At 60.7% G+C, this 14,486-nt stretch carries 13 protein-coding genes and 1 pseudogene; 3 read left to right on the plus strand and 11 right to left on the minus strand.

The window, feature by feature from the left end; genetic code table 11:
• Window positions 1-4 precede the first annotated feature (4 nt).
• From VGN93_RS07285 to VGN93_RS07300, 4 genes are all read right to left on the minus strand, one after another.
• A complete protein-coding gene (locus tag VGN93_RS07285; protein WP_327506925.1) occupies window positions 5-739 on the minus strand; it encodes a head maturation protease, ClpP-related in 735 nt (244 codons plus the stop codon).
• A complete protein-coding gene (locus VGN93_RS07290) occupies window positions 729-1,664 on the minus strand; it encodes a hypothetical protein (RefSeq protein WP_327506926.1) in 936 nt (311 codons plus the stop codon). The genes VGN93_RS07285 and VGN93_RS07290 overlap by 11 nt, the downstream gene beginning before the upstream one ends.
• Window positions 1,649-2,047, minus strand: a complete 399-nt coding sequence (locus VGN93_RS07295; protein WP_327506927.1) for a hypothetical protein — start codon at window positions 2,045-2,047, stop codon at window positions 1,649-1,651. The genes VGN93_RS07290 and VGN93_RS07295 overlap by 16 nt, the downstream gene beginning before the upstream one ends.
• Window positions 2,048-2,257: 210 nt before the next feature.
• Entirely contained in the window at window positions 2,258-3,757 is a 1,500-nt protein-coding gene (locus VGN93_RS07300; RefSeq protein WP_327506928.1) for a hypothetical protein, read from the minus strand.
• 292 nt (window positions 3,758-4,049) lie between these two features.
• On the opposite strand from VGN93_RS07300, the gene VGN93_RS07305 reads away from it, so the two are divergent.
• Window positions 4,050-5,111 (plus strand): pentapeptide repeat-containing protein, encoded by a 1,062-nt coding sequence (locus VGN93_RS07305; RefSeq protein ID WP_327506929.1) that lies wholly within the window; start codon window positions 4,050-4,052, stop codon window positions 5,109-5,111.
• An 8-nt stretch (window positions 5,112-5,119) separates the two neighbouring features.
• On the opposite strand, the gene VGN93_RS07310 is transcribed toward VGN93_RS07305, so the two are convergent.
• From VGN93_RS07310 to VGN93_RS07340, 7 genes and pseudogenes are all read right to left on the minus strand, one after another.
• The gene (locus VGN93_RS07310; RefSeq protein ID WP_327506930.1) at window positions 5,120-6,124 is read right to left on the minus strand and encodes a DUF4062 domain-containing protein; all 1,005 of its coding nucleotides are present in this window, start codon (window positions 6,122-6,124) and stop codon (window positions 5,120-5,122) included.
• A 271-nt stretch (window positions 6,125-6,395) separates the two neighbouring features.
• Window positions 6,396-8,243 (minus strand): AAA family ATPase, encoded by a 1,848-nt coding sequence (locus VGN93_RS07315; protein ID WP_327506931.1) that lies wholly within the window; start codon window positions 8,241-8,243, stop codon window positions 6,396-6,398.
• Entirely contained in the window at window positions 8,221-8,487 is a 267-nt protein-coding gene (locus tag VGN93_RS07320; protein ID WP_327506932.1) for a hypothetical protein, read from the minus strand. Before VGN93_RS07320 ends, VGN93_RS07315 begins: the two co-directional genes overlap by 23 nt.
• A gap of 142 nt (window positions 8,488-8,629) precedes the next feature.
• Window positions 8,630-9,082: pseudogene (locus tag VGN93_RS07325) on the minus strand (JAB domain-containing protein); the annotation flags it as partial.
• Between the two features lie 94 nt (window positions 9,083-9,176).
• Complete coding sequence (gene map / locus VGN93_RS07330) at window positions 9,177-10,004, minus strand: type I methionyl aminopeptidase (protein WP_327506933.1); 828 nt, start codon at window positions 10,002-10,004, stop codon at window positions 9,177-9,179.
• 30 nt (window positions 10,005-10,034) lie between these two features.
• A complete protein-coding gene (sfsA, locus tag VGN93_RS07335) occupies window positions 10,035-10,754 on the minus strand; it encodes a DNA/RNA nuclease SfsA (protein ID WP_327506934.1) in 720 nt (239 codons plus the stop codon).
• 6 nt (window positions 10,755-10,760) lie between these two features.
• Window positions 10,761-12,617, minus strand: a complete 1,857-nt coding sequence (locus VGN93_RS07340) for a class I poly(R)-hydroxyalkanoic acid synthase (RefSeq protein ID WP_327506935.1) — start codon at window positions 12,615-12,617, stop codon at window positions 10,761-10,763.
• Window positions 12,618-12,742: 125 nt separating this feature from the next.
• On the opposite strand from VGN93_RS07340, the gene VGN93_RS07345 reads away from it, so the two are divergent.
• On the plus strand, window positions 12,743-13,081 hold the full coding sequence (locus VGN93_RS07345; protein ID WP_319318919.1) for a hypothetical protein: 339 nt from the start codon (window positions 12,743-12,745) through the stop codon (window positions 13,079-13,081).
• Between the two features lie 176 nt (window positions 13,082-13,257).
• Complete coding sequence (locus VGN93_RS07350; protein ID WP_256116021.1) at window positions 13,258-14,475, plus strand: LL-diaminopimelate aminotransferase; 1,218 nt, start codon at window positions 13,258-13,260, stop codon at window positions 14,473-14,475.
• Window positions 14,476-14,486: the final 11 nt, after the last annotated feature.

Consider the following 14,486-nt stretch of genomic DNA (forward strand, 5'->3'; position numbering starts at 1 on the left):
GGGGCTATCGGTGGCGTCGGACGAACGAGTTGTTCGCCTCAACGATTTTCGCCCAACCGGTGAGCTCGACCTTCGGCTGCGCCTCCTCTGGCGACGCGGCAGGCGCGAAGCCCATCGACTTGTTCATGGACGCGACAACGCGGGCCCACGACGCCTTGGCATCGGCCACCTTCTGTAGGCCTCGAGGTGAGGCTGCTGCGCGTGCATGCACGGCCTGCATTCGCGCCTCATATCGCTTATCGACGAAGGCGAAAGGCACAGCACGGCGGTCGGCCACGGCGGTTGCGAACCCTGCGGTTACTGCCTCGTCTGGCGTGAACCAAGTCTCGGCCTTCATGACCTGGCGGGCCGCTGCCTCAGCGATTCCAGCACGCTTCGCGTAAACCTTTGCATAGGCCACGGCATGCGCCTCCAGTTGCTCGACGGTCTTTTGGTGCGCAGCTGAGTCACCGATCGTAATGTTCTGCGGCTCATGAATCATGAGAATCGATCCGTCGAACATCGTGATGGTGTGTCCAGCCATGGCGATAAGGCTGGCGGCCGAAGCGGCAATGCCGATAATCTCGACCGCAACCTTGCCGCGGTGAGCGGCAAGGATGTTGTAAATTGCGGAGCCATCGACGGCGATACCACCACCACTATTAATGGCGACGGTGATGTCGCCACTATAAGGCAGTGCTGCGCGAACGGTCGCCGGTGTGAAGTCCTCCCCGACGACGCCAAACAGGTCAATACGCAAGGGCAGTCTCCTTCGGAGCAAGGCTGTATTCATATTCAGGGCTGCGCTCGGGGCGCTTAGGCGCGGGCTTCAGTTCGGCAGCTGCCTGGTTTGATGCATCACGCTGATCGTGAGCCGGTTTCCAGAATGGAGATGCGCCGGCATCGATTGGTGGTAGCATGATCTCACAAGCCAGCGGCCCGGTGAGCCAGCCGGCCTGATCAGGAAGGATTTTCGTGCGGCGGAAGCGCTTGCGGACCACCTCAAGCGGCCCGTGCTCCGTTTGTGCGGTCCCATACAGCAGCGGACGTTCGTCGCTGTCAGATCGGTCTCGCATCATGCCGCGCCGATTTTTCTCGTGCGCGCGCACGGTGCGCTGGAGTTCGTCACGAATCGGGCGTGTGCCATCGATCTCCGTCCACATCTCGACGATGTCTTCGGAGATGACCTCCCGGTAAAGCTGATGCTGCGAACGGGAGTAGTCGGGATCGAGCAGCGGGGGGGCTCCTTCGGGGCGATCCTCATTCGCAGCCTGCACGGCGATCGACGCGGCAGCAACCTCGGCAAGAAGGTCGCGGATCTGGAGGGCAGCCTTCGAATATTCGCGGCGAAGGCGTTTTTCAGCGGCTTCTGATGCGGCCTTTGCCTCATCATAACGGCGCTGGCGCAAGTCGGTAGCCTCAGCCTCAAGGGCTGCCGCGTGGTCCCGCTCAAGACGGTGGATGCGGGCACGAGCCTGGTCTACATCGATGCCTGCTTCCGTCTTCGCATCCAGGAAAGCGCGCAAGGACTTCTTGTCGGCCGTGAGGAGGTTGGCGTCGTATTGCTCTTCGGCCGTCGCTACCGCAGCCTCAGCCTGGGCGAGCTCGGCCCGCGCCTTGGTGATCGCGGAAGCGATGTCGGTGGAGGATGACTTGCCCATAAGTTTGTTCAGGAGTTTTGACATTCGAGTTCCTTCAGTTCGGTTTCGACGTCACGCCAGATATTTGCCGCATGCAGCACGATCCCGGCGGCAGCAGTTTCTCGGACGGTGAGTAGCGCGCCGGGTTCGGGCACGGCCGGCTCGGGGTCGCGTGTGGCGGCAATGATGGTGGAAATGGCGTCGGCGTTGACCGGTACGCCGGCCCGGTGAAGGGCGACCAATAGGGCGATGACGTATGTCTCGTGCTGGCTGAACACACGGCGATGCCCGCGCTTTTCACCAAACGGGACAATCATCTTTGCGATGGCTAGCCAGTTGCCGAGGCTAGCGGAATTGACATCGAGGACGCGGCAGACGTCGCTGAACTCGAAAACTCGGTCGTGGTAGTACGGCGATGCGCGCGGCATATCGCGGCTCCTTTCAGCTATTAGATTTAACGGGTCTTGAGGTGGCGTAAAAAAAGCCCCGGCCTTGCGGCCGAGACTTTTGCAAACTGGCCCCGTGTCGCTCTGCAGCGCCGACGGGGAGATCGACCGGCGGGAGAAGGAAGACAACCGCCGGCGATGGGGGGATAAAAAACCGCTGGGGCGGCAAAGAGGTTGAGGGTTTGGCGCCTGCTATGCCCGTATGGAAGCCGGTGCGTTCTGCCCTCTAACTACTTTGCCGCCCAGGTGCAGTTTGGGGACTACGCGGCCGCTAGTTTTTTTTAGATTTTCGTTGGCGGCCTTGAGAATTTTCTTCCCGAACCGTTCGGCATTCTTGTCCACTTTGCCGAACGCCTCGCCGACTTCCTCCAGATTGGCAGCGGTGCTAGCGATGTTCAACGCCTTCCGCTCGTTGGCCGGAAGGGCTGCCGCCCACCGTTCAAATTCGCCCTGCCGGGCCATCTCATCGGAGATGTCTTCCCACCGCTCAAGCGGTTGCTTGCCCTTCGGGTTCGATATCCATCCGCCGATGAAGCTGTCACCAAGGTTCTCGACCCCGCACGGAAGGCCGGGGCGGCAGTGAGTGACCGGTGGCAGGGGGCCAGACAAGAGTACGGCGCGGTCCTCCGCTGTCAACTTGACATTGCGGCGCATCTTTCCACGGCGGATGAACCGAACAGGCTCAAGTTCTTGCCGTCCTTCGTTTGACATCAAGCGGACCCAGTATCGGTTGGACCGTTCGATTTCGAGTGGGTCCCGGCCAGGGCCCAGCATCTCACCGAACTTGTCAGGCTGGAAGAGGATAGTTCCCTCTTCAATGCGGTCCGCGCCATTTTTTGTCTGACCGTTCGCTATACGAAGTTTACCGGCCCGGACAACGGTGCGGTGGCTTCTCCTCACGGTGCCGGCCCTGTCGGTTTTGTCGGGCACCGTCTGCAGAGTGATATCTGTGGGCTCAAGTTCCCAGACCCCGCCACCGCCAAGGCGAGCGTGCTTCCGGAGCCCCAACGGTCCAGCCTTCGTGATGTAAGATTTCAGTTCTGCGTCGTTCGAGCCGGGGCGAATGCGCCGCTGGAGATTAGAAGCAGGTCGCTCTTCACCTTCGGCGTAGTTGTCGTTGTCGGCCTGCAGCCAATTCGTGCCGGAGAGGAATAGGGGCTTCCGCATCCTGGCCCAGGTTAGCAGCATGTTCAGGCTATCCGCCATGTGGCCGTTTTTCGGCCTTTCCGTCGAAGCGACGCGGTCGAAGATGTCGCAATCGTTTGGTGGCAGGGTAGCCCAAATGGCCATAGTGCGAGCGAGCCATGCGGCTGTCGGCCCGTCGTTCTCCCTCCACACCCGACTGCCGACAGGGTGGAGACGATGCATGGGAACGATGAGCCCATCGCGGATGGCGGTGAAATGTAAGGCGATACCGAAAAGGCGACGCAGCCGTTCGGAGATGCTCAGATAGCGCTCGGACAGGGCGACGTCGTCTCCGTCGACAAGCCTGTCCAAAAACCGCTCTGGAATCCACGGTGCCTTCTCCGCTTCCGCGCTGAGTGGAAGCGGCAGCTCGAATCTGGCGGGGGGCTGCTTGCCAGCCAGCCAGAGGGCTGTGGCGCGGTTGCTATACAGGCGCTGGCCTGGAAGGATATGGTCGCGACGGTTCCAGCGGTCCGCGGCGGTGCCGCGGGCGGTCGAAGATGTCATTCGTGATTTCCCCAGTTGCCCTAGCGGGCGAAGTTGGCCTCGTTGGCCATCGCGGAGCGCCGCCCTTTCCGGGTCTTGCGCATGTGCCGTCGTGCGGCGAGCTTGATGTGGAATCGGTGCACTGAACACCGATGATAAAAGGATAGTACCGTTTTACAAATTTGTCAAGCTTTTTCTGTTGACAAGTACTGAAAAGTGTGATCGCGAATTACGCAATTCTTGTAGCAAACGCGGGAGTTGCAATTGGCATGCCGATGTAGTGAATAATCCCAATCGCAATTTGGAGAACGCCATGGCGGATGACATAGACCTAAGGGATCTGCTTGCCGGCGACACGGACATGGTGGCGCGTGATCTACGCGGCGCGAACCTCACAGGCGCCGATCTTCGGGCGCGCGACTTCAGTGAATGCAACTTTGCTGATGCCAATCTTGAGGGGGCGGACCTTTCTGGCTCCTTACTCCGCGGCACGATATTTTTTAGGTGTAATCTTGCAAACGCAAAATTTGACGGTTGCACAGGATCCAGCACACTTTTCAACGATGCCTCCACAATTGGCGCGAGTTACATCAACGCCGAACTAGGAAATGCGAACTTTAACGGCGCAGATCTTCGGGGCGCTGACATGCGTGGCGCAAAAATGGGGTACTCGACGTTTAATCAAACGCAGATGGAAGACGTAATAACCGACGACGACACTGATTTTGAGGGCTCCGCTGTGGCGCGTACTCTCGCTTTAGCGCCTGCATTTCGCCGCTATAAAGTAGAGAAAGGGAAGCTTATTCGGCGGGCAGCCGATGACCTCCTATACGACGGCAACAGTGCTTACGGCGATGCGGTCTATGCCACTCCCGGGCGGATGGTCGCTGGTACGGGTGAGTTCCGCATCGGCACACCCACGATTTCGTCATCTCACCGGAGCGAATATCCCGAGATCGTAGCCGCGATTGATAAGCTGCTGGCCGACCTGAAAGAGATGGCGCCACCACTTCCGGCTGACCAGGCGACGCATGGCGGCATCGGCCACAACGGTCCGCCAGATGATTATCCCCTGAACCGTGTCGAGCACGATGACCTGGTCGCGGCCTTGACCGAAGTGCGTGTCGAACTTCACGGTGGGGATGTGCGACGGGACGTAGTTCAAGCCGCTGCCAATAAGTTTGATAGCGTAGGCTGGCAAATCGCTAAATGGGTTGGTCGTAAGGCGGATTTGGCCGCAGATGAATTTGCTAAAAACATAGGAAAAAATCTCGCGGATTCACGCCACTGGATGGGGGGCTTCATGATAGTCTCAGGACAGCTTGCGAACCTCTCGCAAGCATTGACGGGCCTGCTTGGCGGGCTAACGCACTAGCGCTTACTCTAGTCGCCGGCTCGCCGAACAACTGAAAGATCCATGTAGAGATCTTGTCCGCGCTCCGTCAGCTTCATTAGTTCCACGTCAACTCCCTTTTCCGTTTTATCGGTGTAGAACTCCACCAAATTATATGCACGTAATTGAGACTTTATCCGCGCTCTATCGGTATCGTTTAGCGAAATAAATCGGTCCTGCCGATAGACTTCCTTCATTGCATCGGCCATTGCGGTAGATATGGCGCCATCACGCTTCGGTGCACCAAGTTGAGCCGCAACGTGAGTGAAAATCTGGCTCCATGTGAGTTCATTTGATCTATCCTGAGACTCAGAAAGCCCGTGACCGGTCGAGACTCTTACCTTGTAGCGGACTTTATATTTCTCATCCATGTCTGCCAGATCTTCAAACAGTTTTGGCGTTTTCATTTTCATCCGATCGAGCTCGGCGCGCAAGCGTGCGTTCTCCTGAAGGATTGCGTTGGATTGCTCCAGCATGTCGGTGCTGGCGGCAGCATCGCCGCGAATCCATCCAGTTTGCGGGTAGGTACTGAAGGCGAGCATAAGTGATTGGAAAACCGCAAGCTGCAGGTCCGTGCGGTTTGTCCAAGTCTTGATTAAACGCCCCGACATCACCTTGTCTTTAAATGCCTTCAACGCCTCCGCCAGCTTCGGCTCGATATCGCTGTTATCTACCGTTATCGAGCCAGGGGCGCCGTGGACAAACGCGATCACGAACTTCCCCTTTTCTACGGCATAGTCGTACTCTCGCTCCGTGAAGCTAATACCTTCCGCGTCCAGCGACCCGTAGCGTCCCCCCACGATGAGAAGGTAGTAGTCGCACTCATCGATCACCTTCTTAATGTAAACGAGCTGATCGACATCAGCCGCAGGGAAAAGCTCCATTCCCGCGGGGATGTGCTTCATGTCGCGAATGGTCCTAATCGTATCCTGCCGCTCGTCCACGAGATCGCGGAAAGTCGATGAAACGAAAACCTGATATTTCCTCTCAGCCATTTCCAACCCTGCATTGCGTTTGAACGAGATGTAACCGCGCAAGCGCTAGTGATGCAAGGGCATGGAATTACTGGAGCTACGCTATACCCGTGGCTATGCCAGCCGATAGGTGGGTACCCATAAGTTGCATTTCAACACAATACACCAAAAAGTTTCCACACCACCACTTCTATGATTTTCCCTACACCACACCCACCCACCCCACCATAAAGGTGAGGTGTGGGTGGTGTGGAGTGCAGTTTTACCCACACCTCCACACCTGCTCCCCACCTCAATCACTCGAGGTGTGGAAGACTGGAACGAGGCACGGGCGCTCGACGCCCTTGTAGTCCGGTCGCTGCTCGATGGTGAAATGGCCTTGCCGCTTCCACGCCTCCAGCATGCGCCGCACCTCCTTCTTTTCAGAGGGATCGGCCATGTTCATCTGCAAAGCTTCAGCGACTTTGTACCCTGCCCACTGCGACGACTGGACATTGTCGCGGCAATCAGAGCCGTTGATTTTGCGCTTGATGGCGTGCAGCGCTTCTTCGGAGACACCTGCCACCGCGTCCGCTGCCGCCGGCCAGCGCCACGCCTCTACCACGCCTATCTCGTCGCCTCTATCGAGTAGCCCTGAGCCGTTCATCAGCGGCACGTTCGCGAAGCGGCGCCACTCGGAACGGCCTGATGCAACAAGGTTGACCTTACCGTTGTCGATCCGGAAGTACCCGTCCGGCGTGTCAAGGCCAGCCTTGTCGGCTTCCTCGCGGGTCATCGCATTGATAACCCGCATGCCGCGCGTCTTATCCTTGAGCGCACCGCCACCACGGGCCGAATCCGCGGTGACCTCGCCGCTGTTTTTGACGACGTGGTGGATGACCTCGACGCAGCAGTTGCCGCGATCGGAAACCTCTAGCCAAGCCTTGGCAACTCGTTGCATCGCGCCGTTGTCGTTCTCTGGCACCTCATGCGTCGAAACCAGAGGGTCGACAATCACAACGTCAATCTCCCGACGCCTGATCTCTGACACCATCTCGTCGATGAGCGGCTGGCAAATCTTAAGGTCGCGGCCCTCCTGGCGCATGATTACAAACTCCTGATCTCGACCCGAGTCTGTGTACAGACGATCAGCGATCTGATCGGGCGTGACATCGAAGTGTTTTGCCGCCGCGTGGAAGCGGCGATCGATTTCCTCCTGCGGGTCTTCGGCATTGATGTACCAAACCCGCAGAGGTTTTGTGAGTGGGCCTTCAGGGTCCAGCAGAGGCCGGCCAGTCACCATCGCCAAAGTCTCTGAGATGGAGTGCGCGGACTTGCCGCCGCCGCCAGCGCCTACGGTAGACGTGAGAAACTTACGGATGTAGTGCCGAGCAAAAAGCCAGTCACGCGCAGGGAGGCTTGATGGGTCGCGTAGCGCGAACGGCGTAGCCTTGATAACTGGCCGAGGTTGGGTGGCATAAGCCTTAAACCTGGGCTGGCCGTCTGGGCCGATCTCCGCAACGCCGACCTTGCCTTCATGCTTGCAGTTGGCGAGGAAGTGCTTCCCCGTGTTCTGGTCCACGCCCATCTGCCCATCGCCGAAGAGCTCGCGTAGGCGTGCATCATCCGTGCGATTGTCGTTTGCCGGCGAGGGCGGATCGACACTAACGTCGTCGAGACGGCGTCGAGCCTCGCGTTCAAGCCATTTGGGGCGATGCCCTGCAGAATAGCCCTTCAGATATGCCAGCTTTTCGATCTCGGCCTCCAGCGGCGGGAGACCGACCCACTTCTCAGTGAGTGCTTCCTGAGCGGTGATAGCACCCATGATCAAATTCACTGCGGCCTCACAGGGGGCGCCGTCGATCTGCCTGACCAGTGGGGTTCCTTCACGCCAGATCGTGACGATAGACGCGTCTTCGCCCTCGTCAATGAAGCGAAAAAAAGAGTCGGTCAGTACGGCGAGACGGGGAATGTCCGCCTCTGTTATGTCGGACCAGTGCGAAATTTTCGTCAGATCGTCGCGAGTTACGCCGTCGATATTATAGGGGTCTGGCACTAGCACCACATCGCCGGCAAGTTTCCATTGCGCAATGGAGCTGATTTCTCGGAAGGCGGTCTGATGTGGGCGCGGGTCAGACTCAGGCTGCATTAATGCTGTCATTGGCGGTCACTGCCTTCAGTTCGTCGGTTGCGAGTTGGGTAATGCGCGCAGCGAGGGGCGCCGCAAAGGTGGCCACTCGCCGGTACCCGGACTGGGGCGCGAACGTCAGTAGGCGGCCATCGCGCATGCGCAGCAGTCGGAGTCCGTACATTCGGACCTCGTCGGTCAACTGCAAGTCGAAGGCCGCGATGGCGCGATGGCCGCTGCCGGGTTCGTCTATAAGTTTAAGTTCCAAGATTCTCATTTGTGTCCTTGCACGGGAAAACGCCCGCCGGGATGCCGGCAGGCGGTTAGTGGTGATGGAGTGGGGTAGGTGGGCAGCCTAGCGTCTGGGGGACGCTACGTTAGGCGAGGGGACGCCAGCTAAGCATTTCACATGGTTAGCACAGAATGCGGAACTGCTCGCGCGGCTCATGCGCCATGGCGGCGTGGCAATATTGGATGACGGAAGCCCAGGAGGCGAGCACGGTCTTGTTGCGGATCTCGCTTTTCAGCGTGCGCTGGGCAATGGCGGAAATCAGTTTCAGGTCGAGGGCCACGGCCTCGCCGATACCCTTCACCTCCTGCAACAGCGCCGGCGTGGCGCCGAAGACGCCGGAAAGCGTGCCGAAGCGGTCGAGCAGCGCCTTCGCCACCGGCTTGGTGTCGCGGCGGGGAATGAGGCGGAACAGCAGCAGTTCGAGGATCTCGTAATCGGCCAGCGCGCCGTCGCCACTGTCGCGGAAGCGCAGGCGCAGGCGCTCGCGGTGGCCGTGATAGTGTTTTTCCTCCACCGCCGGAATCGCCTTGGCGTTCGTCGTGCGGGCAGGGCGCTCGTAGAAATGGCCGCGCTCGTCCATGGGGTCGAAAAGATCGTCGGCGGTCGCGGGCTCGTCCCCCGTCGTGGTGGAGGATGTCGTGTCCTTTCGTCCGCGCGATCCCGCCATGGGCGACCTATGCCGGAAGGCCGGGGCGGTCGAGGCCGCCGGGCGAAAGGGTGAAGATCTCGCAGCCATCCGCAGTCACGCCGACGGTGTGTTCGTACTGGGCGGAGAGCGAGCGGTCGCGCGTGACCGCCGTCCAGCCGTCGGACAACACCTTCACATGCGGGCGACCGAGATTGATCATCGGCTCGATGGTGAAGATCATGCCCTCCTTCATTTCCGGCCCCTCATTGGCGCGGCCGTAGTGCAGGATGTTCGGGGCATCGTGGAAGAGACGGCCGACGCCGTGGCCGCAGAAATCGCGCACCACCGAGCAGCGCTCGTTTTCCGCATAGGTCTGGATCGCCTCGCCGATGGCGCCGGTGCGCGCCCCCGGCCTGACGGCGGCGATGCCGCGCATCAGGCATTCGTGGGTGACTTCCAGCAGCCGCTCGGCGGCGCGCTTGATCTCCCCGACCGGATACATGCGGCTCGAATCGCCGTGCCAGCCGTCCAGGATGAAGGTGACGTCGATATTGACGACGTCGCCTTCGCGCAGAGGCTTGTCGTTCGGAATGCCGTGACAGACGACGTGGTTGATCGAGGTGCAGCTCGACTTGGTATAACCGCGATAGTTCAGCGTCGCCGGCAGGGCGCCGTGATCCATGCCGAATTCGAAGACGAAGCGGTCGATGACGTCGGTGGCGACGCCGGGCTTCACCAGCGGATAGAGCTCGTCCAGGCAGCGCGCGGTGAGCTGGCAGGCCTTGCGCATGCCGGCAAAGGCCTCCGCGTCGTAGAGGCGGATCACGCCCGTGTTCTTCAGCGGCGCGGCGGTCGCGTCGATATAGGTCACCATGGTCGAACTTTCGCTAATCTTTAGAGACCGTCATAAATCAGCGACACCGGGTTCGTCCATGGCGATCGCTGCGACAGGATGGATTTGCTGGGATGTAACGGCGCATTTGACCGCATAGGCCTCGACGCCGCGCGCAATCGCCCGCCGGAAGCCCGTCGCATAGGTCGGATCGAGATCGGCGCAGATGCGGAAGCGCGAACAATCCTCGCGCTGGATGAGATAGAGCATGACGGCGCGAAATCCCGCCTCCGCCATGTCGCCGAGCTCTTCGAGATGTTTGGCACCGCGCGCCGTCACCGTGTCGGGGAATTCCGAGAGGCCGGGCGTGCGGCGGAAATGCACGTTCTTCACCTCGACATAGGCCGATGGGCGGCCGGGGCCGGACAGCAGGATGTCGATGCGGGAGTTGCGGCCGTATTTCCTCTCGCGCTCGAGAACCGGATAGGTGGCGAGATCGGCGACGAGGCCGGCGCGGATCGCTTCTTCGGCGAGCCGGTTCGGCAGGCCGGTATTGATGCCGACCACCGTGTCGTCCGCCTCCACCAGTTCCAGCCGATGCCGGTGTTTTCTCGTCGGGCTGTCGCTCTCAGACATCCAGATGCGCGAGCCCGGCGCGGTGAGGCCGCGCATCGAGCCGGTATTGGGGCAGGAGCCGGTGATCGCCGACCCGTCGTCGAGGATGGCGTCGAACAGGAAGCGCTTGTAGCGCTGCACGAGGGTGCCGGAAACGAGCGGCGGATCGAATTTCATGTCGCGTCAGGCACGCACGCGCACATAGGAGCCGGGCGCTTCCTCGATGGAGTTCATCGCGCCGCCGGTCTTGCGCGCCGGCACCATGCGGTCGTCCTCGGCCTTGATCCAGGCATGCCAGTGCGGCCACCAGGAGCCGGCCGTCTCCTTTGCCTTCTCGACCCAATCCTCGAAGGCGCCCTTCACCGCGCCGCCGGTCCAGAACTGGTATTTCATCTTGTCCGGCGGATTGACGACGCCGGCAATGTGGCCCGAGCCCGCCATGACATAGGTGACCTTGCCGCCGAAGAACTGGCTGCCGACGAAGACCGATTTCGCCGGTGCGATATGATCCTCCCTGGTGGCGAGATTGTAGATCGGGATCTTGACATCCTTCAGCGACAGCGTCTTGCCGGCGAGCACCATATTGCCCTTGGTGAGCGTGTTGTTCAGATAACAATTCCTGAGGTAAAACGAATGGTTGGCGGCAGGCATTCGCGTGGAATCTGAATTCCAGTAGAGAAGATCGAAGGGCATGGGATCCTGGCCCTTCAGGTAGTTGTTGACGAAATAGGGCCAGATCAGCTCGGAAGCACGCAGCATGTTGAAGGCGGTCGCCATCTTCGAGCCGTCGAGATAGCCGGTCGCCTTCATGCCGCGTTCCATGAGGTCGATCTGCTCCTCGTCGGCAAAGACCTTGAGGTCGCCGGCATGGGTGAAATCGACCTGCGTGGTGAAGAGCGTCGCGGTACGGATGCGCTTGTCGCCTTCCTGCCCGTGCAGCGCCAGCGTCGCGGCCAACAGCGTGCCGCCGACGCAATAGCCGATGGCGTTGACCTCGTCCTCGCCGGTCGCCTGCTTGATCGTATCCAGCGCAAAGCCGATGCCCTCGCGCGCATAGGCCTCCCAGTCCTTGGCGGCGTGGCGCTCGTCCGGGTTCACCCAGGAGATGACGAAGACCGTATGGCCCTGGTCGACGGCCCATTTGATGAAGGATTTCGCCGGGTTGAGGTCGAGGATGTAGAACTTGTTGATCCAGGGCGGGCAGATGAGGAGCGGGCGCTTCAACACCGTCTCCGTCGTCGCGTCATACTGGATGACCTGGCAGACATCGCTCTGCGCCAGGACTTTGCCGGGCGTCAGTGCCATGTTCTCGCCGATCGCGAACTTGCTCGTGTCGGTCTGGCGCAGCTTCAGGTCGCCGCGGCCGGCGGCGATGTCCTCCGCCAGCATCTTCATGCCGCGCACGAGGTTCGCGCCGCTGGAGGCCACCGTTTCGCGATAGAGTTGCGGATTGGTGGTGACGAAATTGCTCGGCGAGATCGCGCTGGCGATCTGCTTCACATAAAATGCGGCCTTGTGGCGCGTGTGCTCGTCGAGGCCTTCGGCATCCGCCACCAGCTTTTCCGCCCAGTCGGAGGTGACGAAATAGGCCTGGCGCAGGAAATCGAAGAACGGGTTCTTCACCCAGTCCTCGTCGCTGAAACGCTTGTCCTTGCTGTGCGGATCGGGCGCGGCGGCGGGCTCTTCGCCGGAAAGACGGCTCAGCGTGCGCGACCAGATGTTGAAATAGCTGCCGAGCAGCAGGGTCTGCGCCTCCAGCGTGCGGCGCGGGTCCGTCAGCCAGTATTCCGAGACTTTGGAGAGGGTTTTCACCATGTCCACCATCGGCTCGGAGACGGTGTCGACCTTCTCGCCGCTTTCACGGGGTGCGAGCCAGGCCGATGCCGCCTTGCCCAACTGTTCGACGGTGCGGGCCAGGTTGACCGTCAGCGCCTCGGGGTCCTTCACGACATAGGGTTCGATCACGGCGGGGTCGAAAGGCTGAAAACCGGGCTTGTTTCCGGCCGCATCGCGTTCGTTCGCTTTGCTGTCCTCGGCCATCGTTCCCTCCCGATTTTATTGTTACTTTTGTATTTTTACATTCTCTGCGAAACATATTACAAGGGCCTGACAGCCTTTCACGGAAAGATACGGAACCGGTCGTTTCGACAGGAGCATACTGCCACATGGCGTTCGAATTCAGGCGCTTGAGCGCCGCCTTTCTCATGGCCGCCATGCCGGTCGTCTTCGTCTCCTGCGCCTCGAGCGAGACGCCCTCGACGGTCAACAGCGGCGCCAACCGCGCCGACGTCTATCCGGACATCACCGCGATCGTCAGCGCCGAGACGAAGCAGATGAGCGACGAGGAAGCCGCCAGCTACTCGGCGCGCCTGTCGTCGCTGTCGCACCGCCGCAGTTCCGGCGTGATTTCGGAGGCGGAATACCGTCGCCAGCTCGCCGAATTGCAGGCTCTGCGCGACGGACACGGCGCGGCGACGCTTTCTGAGATCCAGGGCACGAATTAGCACTTGCCTTTCTTGCCGTTTGGCAGCAAAGCGATGGGCGGTCCCCTGGACCGCCGGCGCAGGCGAAGCGCCTTCATTTTGAACGCATTCGCCCTTATCCGATGACTTGATTCGCGTGGAGTTTTTCGTCTTCCGGCAGAGCCGCCGGAGGGGCTCCGCGCTCAACGGGGTAAAAGATGGAAGAGTTTCACAAGGTCCGGCGTCTGCCGCCGTATGTTTTCGAACAGGTCAACCGTTTGAAAGCAAGCGCGCGAGCGGGTGGCGCCGATATCATCGACCTTGGCATGGGCAATCCCGATCTGCCGACCCCCAAGGCGATCGTCGACAAGCTCTGCGAAGTCGTCCAGGACCCGCGCACCCATCGTTATTCCTCGTCCAAGGGCATTCCCGGCCTGCGCCGCGCCCAGGCCGCCTATTACGCCCGCCGCTTCGGCGTGAAGCTGAACCCGGAGACGCAGGTCGTCGCGACCCTCGGCTCGAAGGAAGGCTTCGCCAACATGGCGCAGGCGATCACCGCGCCCGGCGACGTGATCCTCTGCCCGAACCCGACCTATCCGATCCACGCCTTCGGCTTCCTGATGGCCGGCGGCGTGATCCGCTCCATGTCGGTCGAGCCGGACGAGAGCTTCTTCCCGCCGCTCGAGCGTGCCGTGCGCCACTCGATCCCGAAGCCGCTCGCGCTGATCATCAACTATCCGTCGAACCCGACGGCGCATGTCGCCACACTCGATTTCTACAAGGACGTCATCGCGTTCGCGAAGAAGCACGACATCATCGTGCTCTCCGACCTTGCCTATTCGGAAATCTACTTCGACGACGCGCCGCCGCCGTCCGTGCTGGAAGTGCCGGGCGCCATCGACATCACGGTCGAGTTCACCTCCATGTCGAAGACCTTCTCCATGCCCGGCTGGCGCATGGGCTTTGCCGTCGGCAACGAGCGCCTGATCGCGGCACTCACGCGTGTGAAATCCTATCTCGACTACGGCGCCTTCACGCCGATCCAGGTGGCGGCGACGCATGCGCTGAACGGCGACGGTGCGGACATCGCGGAAGTGCGCAGCATCTACAAGCGGCGCCGCGACGTCATGGTCGACACCTTCGGCAAGGCTGGCTTCGAGGTTCCGCCGCCGGCGGCCACCATGTTCGCCTGGGCAAAAATCCCGGAAAAGTTCCGCCATCTCGGCTCGCTGGAATTCTCCAAGCTTCTCGTCGAGAAGGCCGACGTCGCGGTCGCACCGGGCATCGGCTTCGGCGAGATGGGCGACGATTATGTTCGCCTCGCGCTGGTCGAGAACGAGCACCGCATCCGCCAGGCGGCGCGCAACATCAAAAAATTCCTCTCCACGGCCGACGAGACGATGCACAACGTCATCTCGCTGAACGCCCATCGCTGACACCATCCGCC

This window comes from Shinella sp. (assembly GCF_035998705.1).
Classification (GTDB): Bacteria; Pseudomonadota; Alphaproteobacteria; order Rhizobiales; family Rhizobiaceae; genus Shinella.

Coding starts and splice junctions, on each gene's coding strand:
- VGN93_RS07295 (WP_327506927.1), bottom strand. CDS start 2,047: ATGCCGCGCGCATCGCCGTACTACCACGACCGAGTTTTCGAGTTCAGC.
- VGN93_RS07320 (WP_327506932.1), bottom strand. CDS start 8,487: ATGAGAATCTTGGAACTTAAACTTATAGACGAACCCGGCAGCGGCCAT.
- VGN93_RS07290 (WP_327506926.1), bottom strand. CDS start 1,664: ATGTCAAAACTCCTGAACAAACTTATGGGCAAGTCATCCTCCACCGAC.
- VGN93_RS07340 (WP_327506935.1), bottom strand. CDS start 12,617: ATGGCCGAGGACAGCAAAGCGAACGAACGCGATGCGGCCGGAAACAAG.
- VGN93_RS07300 (WP_327506928.1), bottom strand. CDS start 3,757: ATGACATCTTCGACCGCCCGCGGCACCGCCGCGGACCGCTGGAACCGT.
- VGN93_RS07310 (WP_327506930.1), bottom strand. CDS start 6,124: ATGGCTGAGAGGAAATATCAGGTTTTCGTTTCATCGACTTTCCGCGAT.
- VGN93_RS07305 (WP_327506929.1), top strand. CDS start 4,050: ATGGCGGATGACATAGACCTAAGGGATCTGCTTGCCGGCGACACGGAC.
- VGN93_RS07345 (WP_319318919.1), top strand. CDS start 12,743: ATGGCGTTCGAATTCAGGCGCTTGAGCGCCGCCTTTCTCATGGCCGCC.
- map (WP_327506933.1), bottom strand. CDS start 10,004: ATGGTGACCTATATCGACGCGACCGCCGCGCCGCTGAAGAACACGGGC.
- VGN93_RS07315 (WP_327506931.1), bottom strand. CDS start 8,243: ATGACAGCATTAATGCAGCCTGAGTCTGACCCGCGCCCACATCAGACC.
- VGN93_RS07350 (WP_256116021.1), top strand. CDS start 13,258: ATGGAAGAGTTTCACAAGGTCCGGCGTCTGCCGCCGTATGTTTTCGAA.
- sfsA (WP_327506934.1), bottom strand. CDS start 10,754: ATGAAATTCGATCCGCCGCTCGTTTCCGGCACCCTCGTGCAGCGCTAC.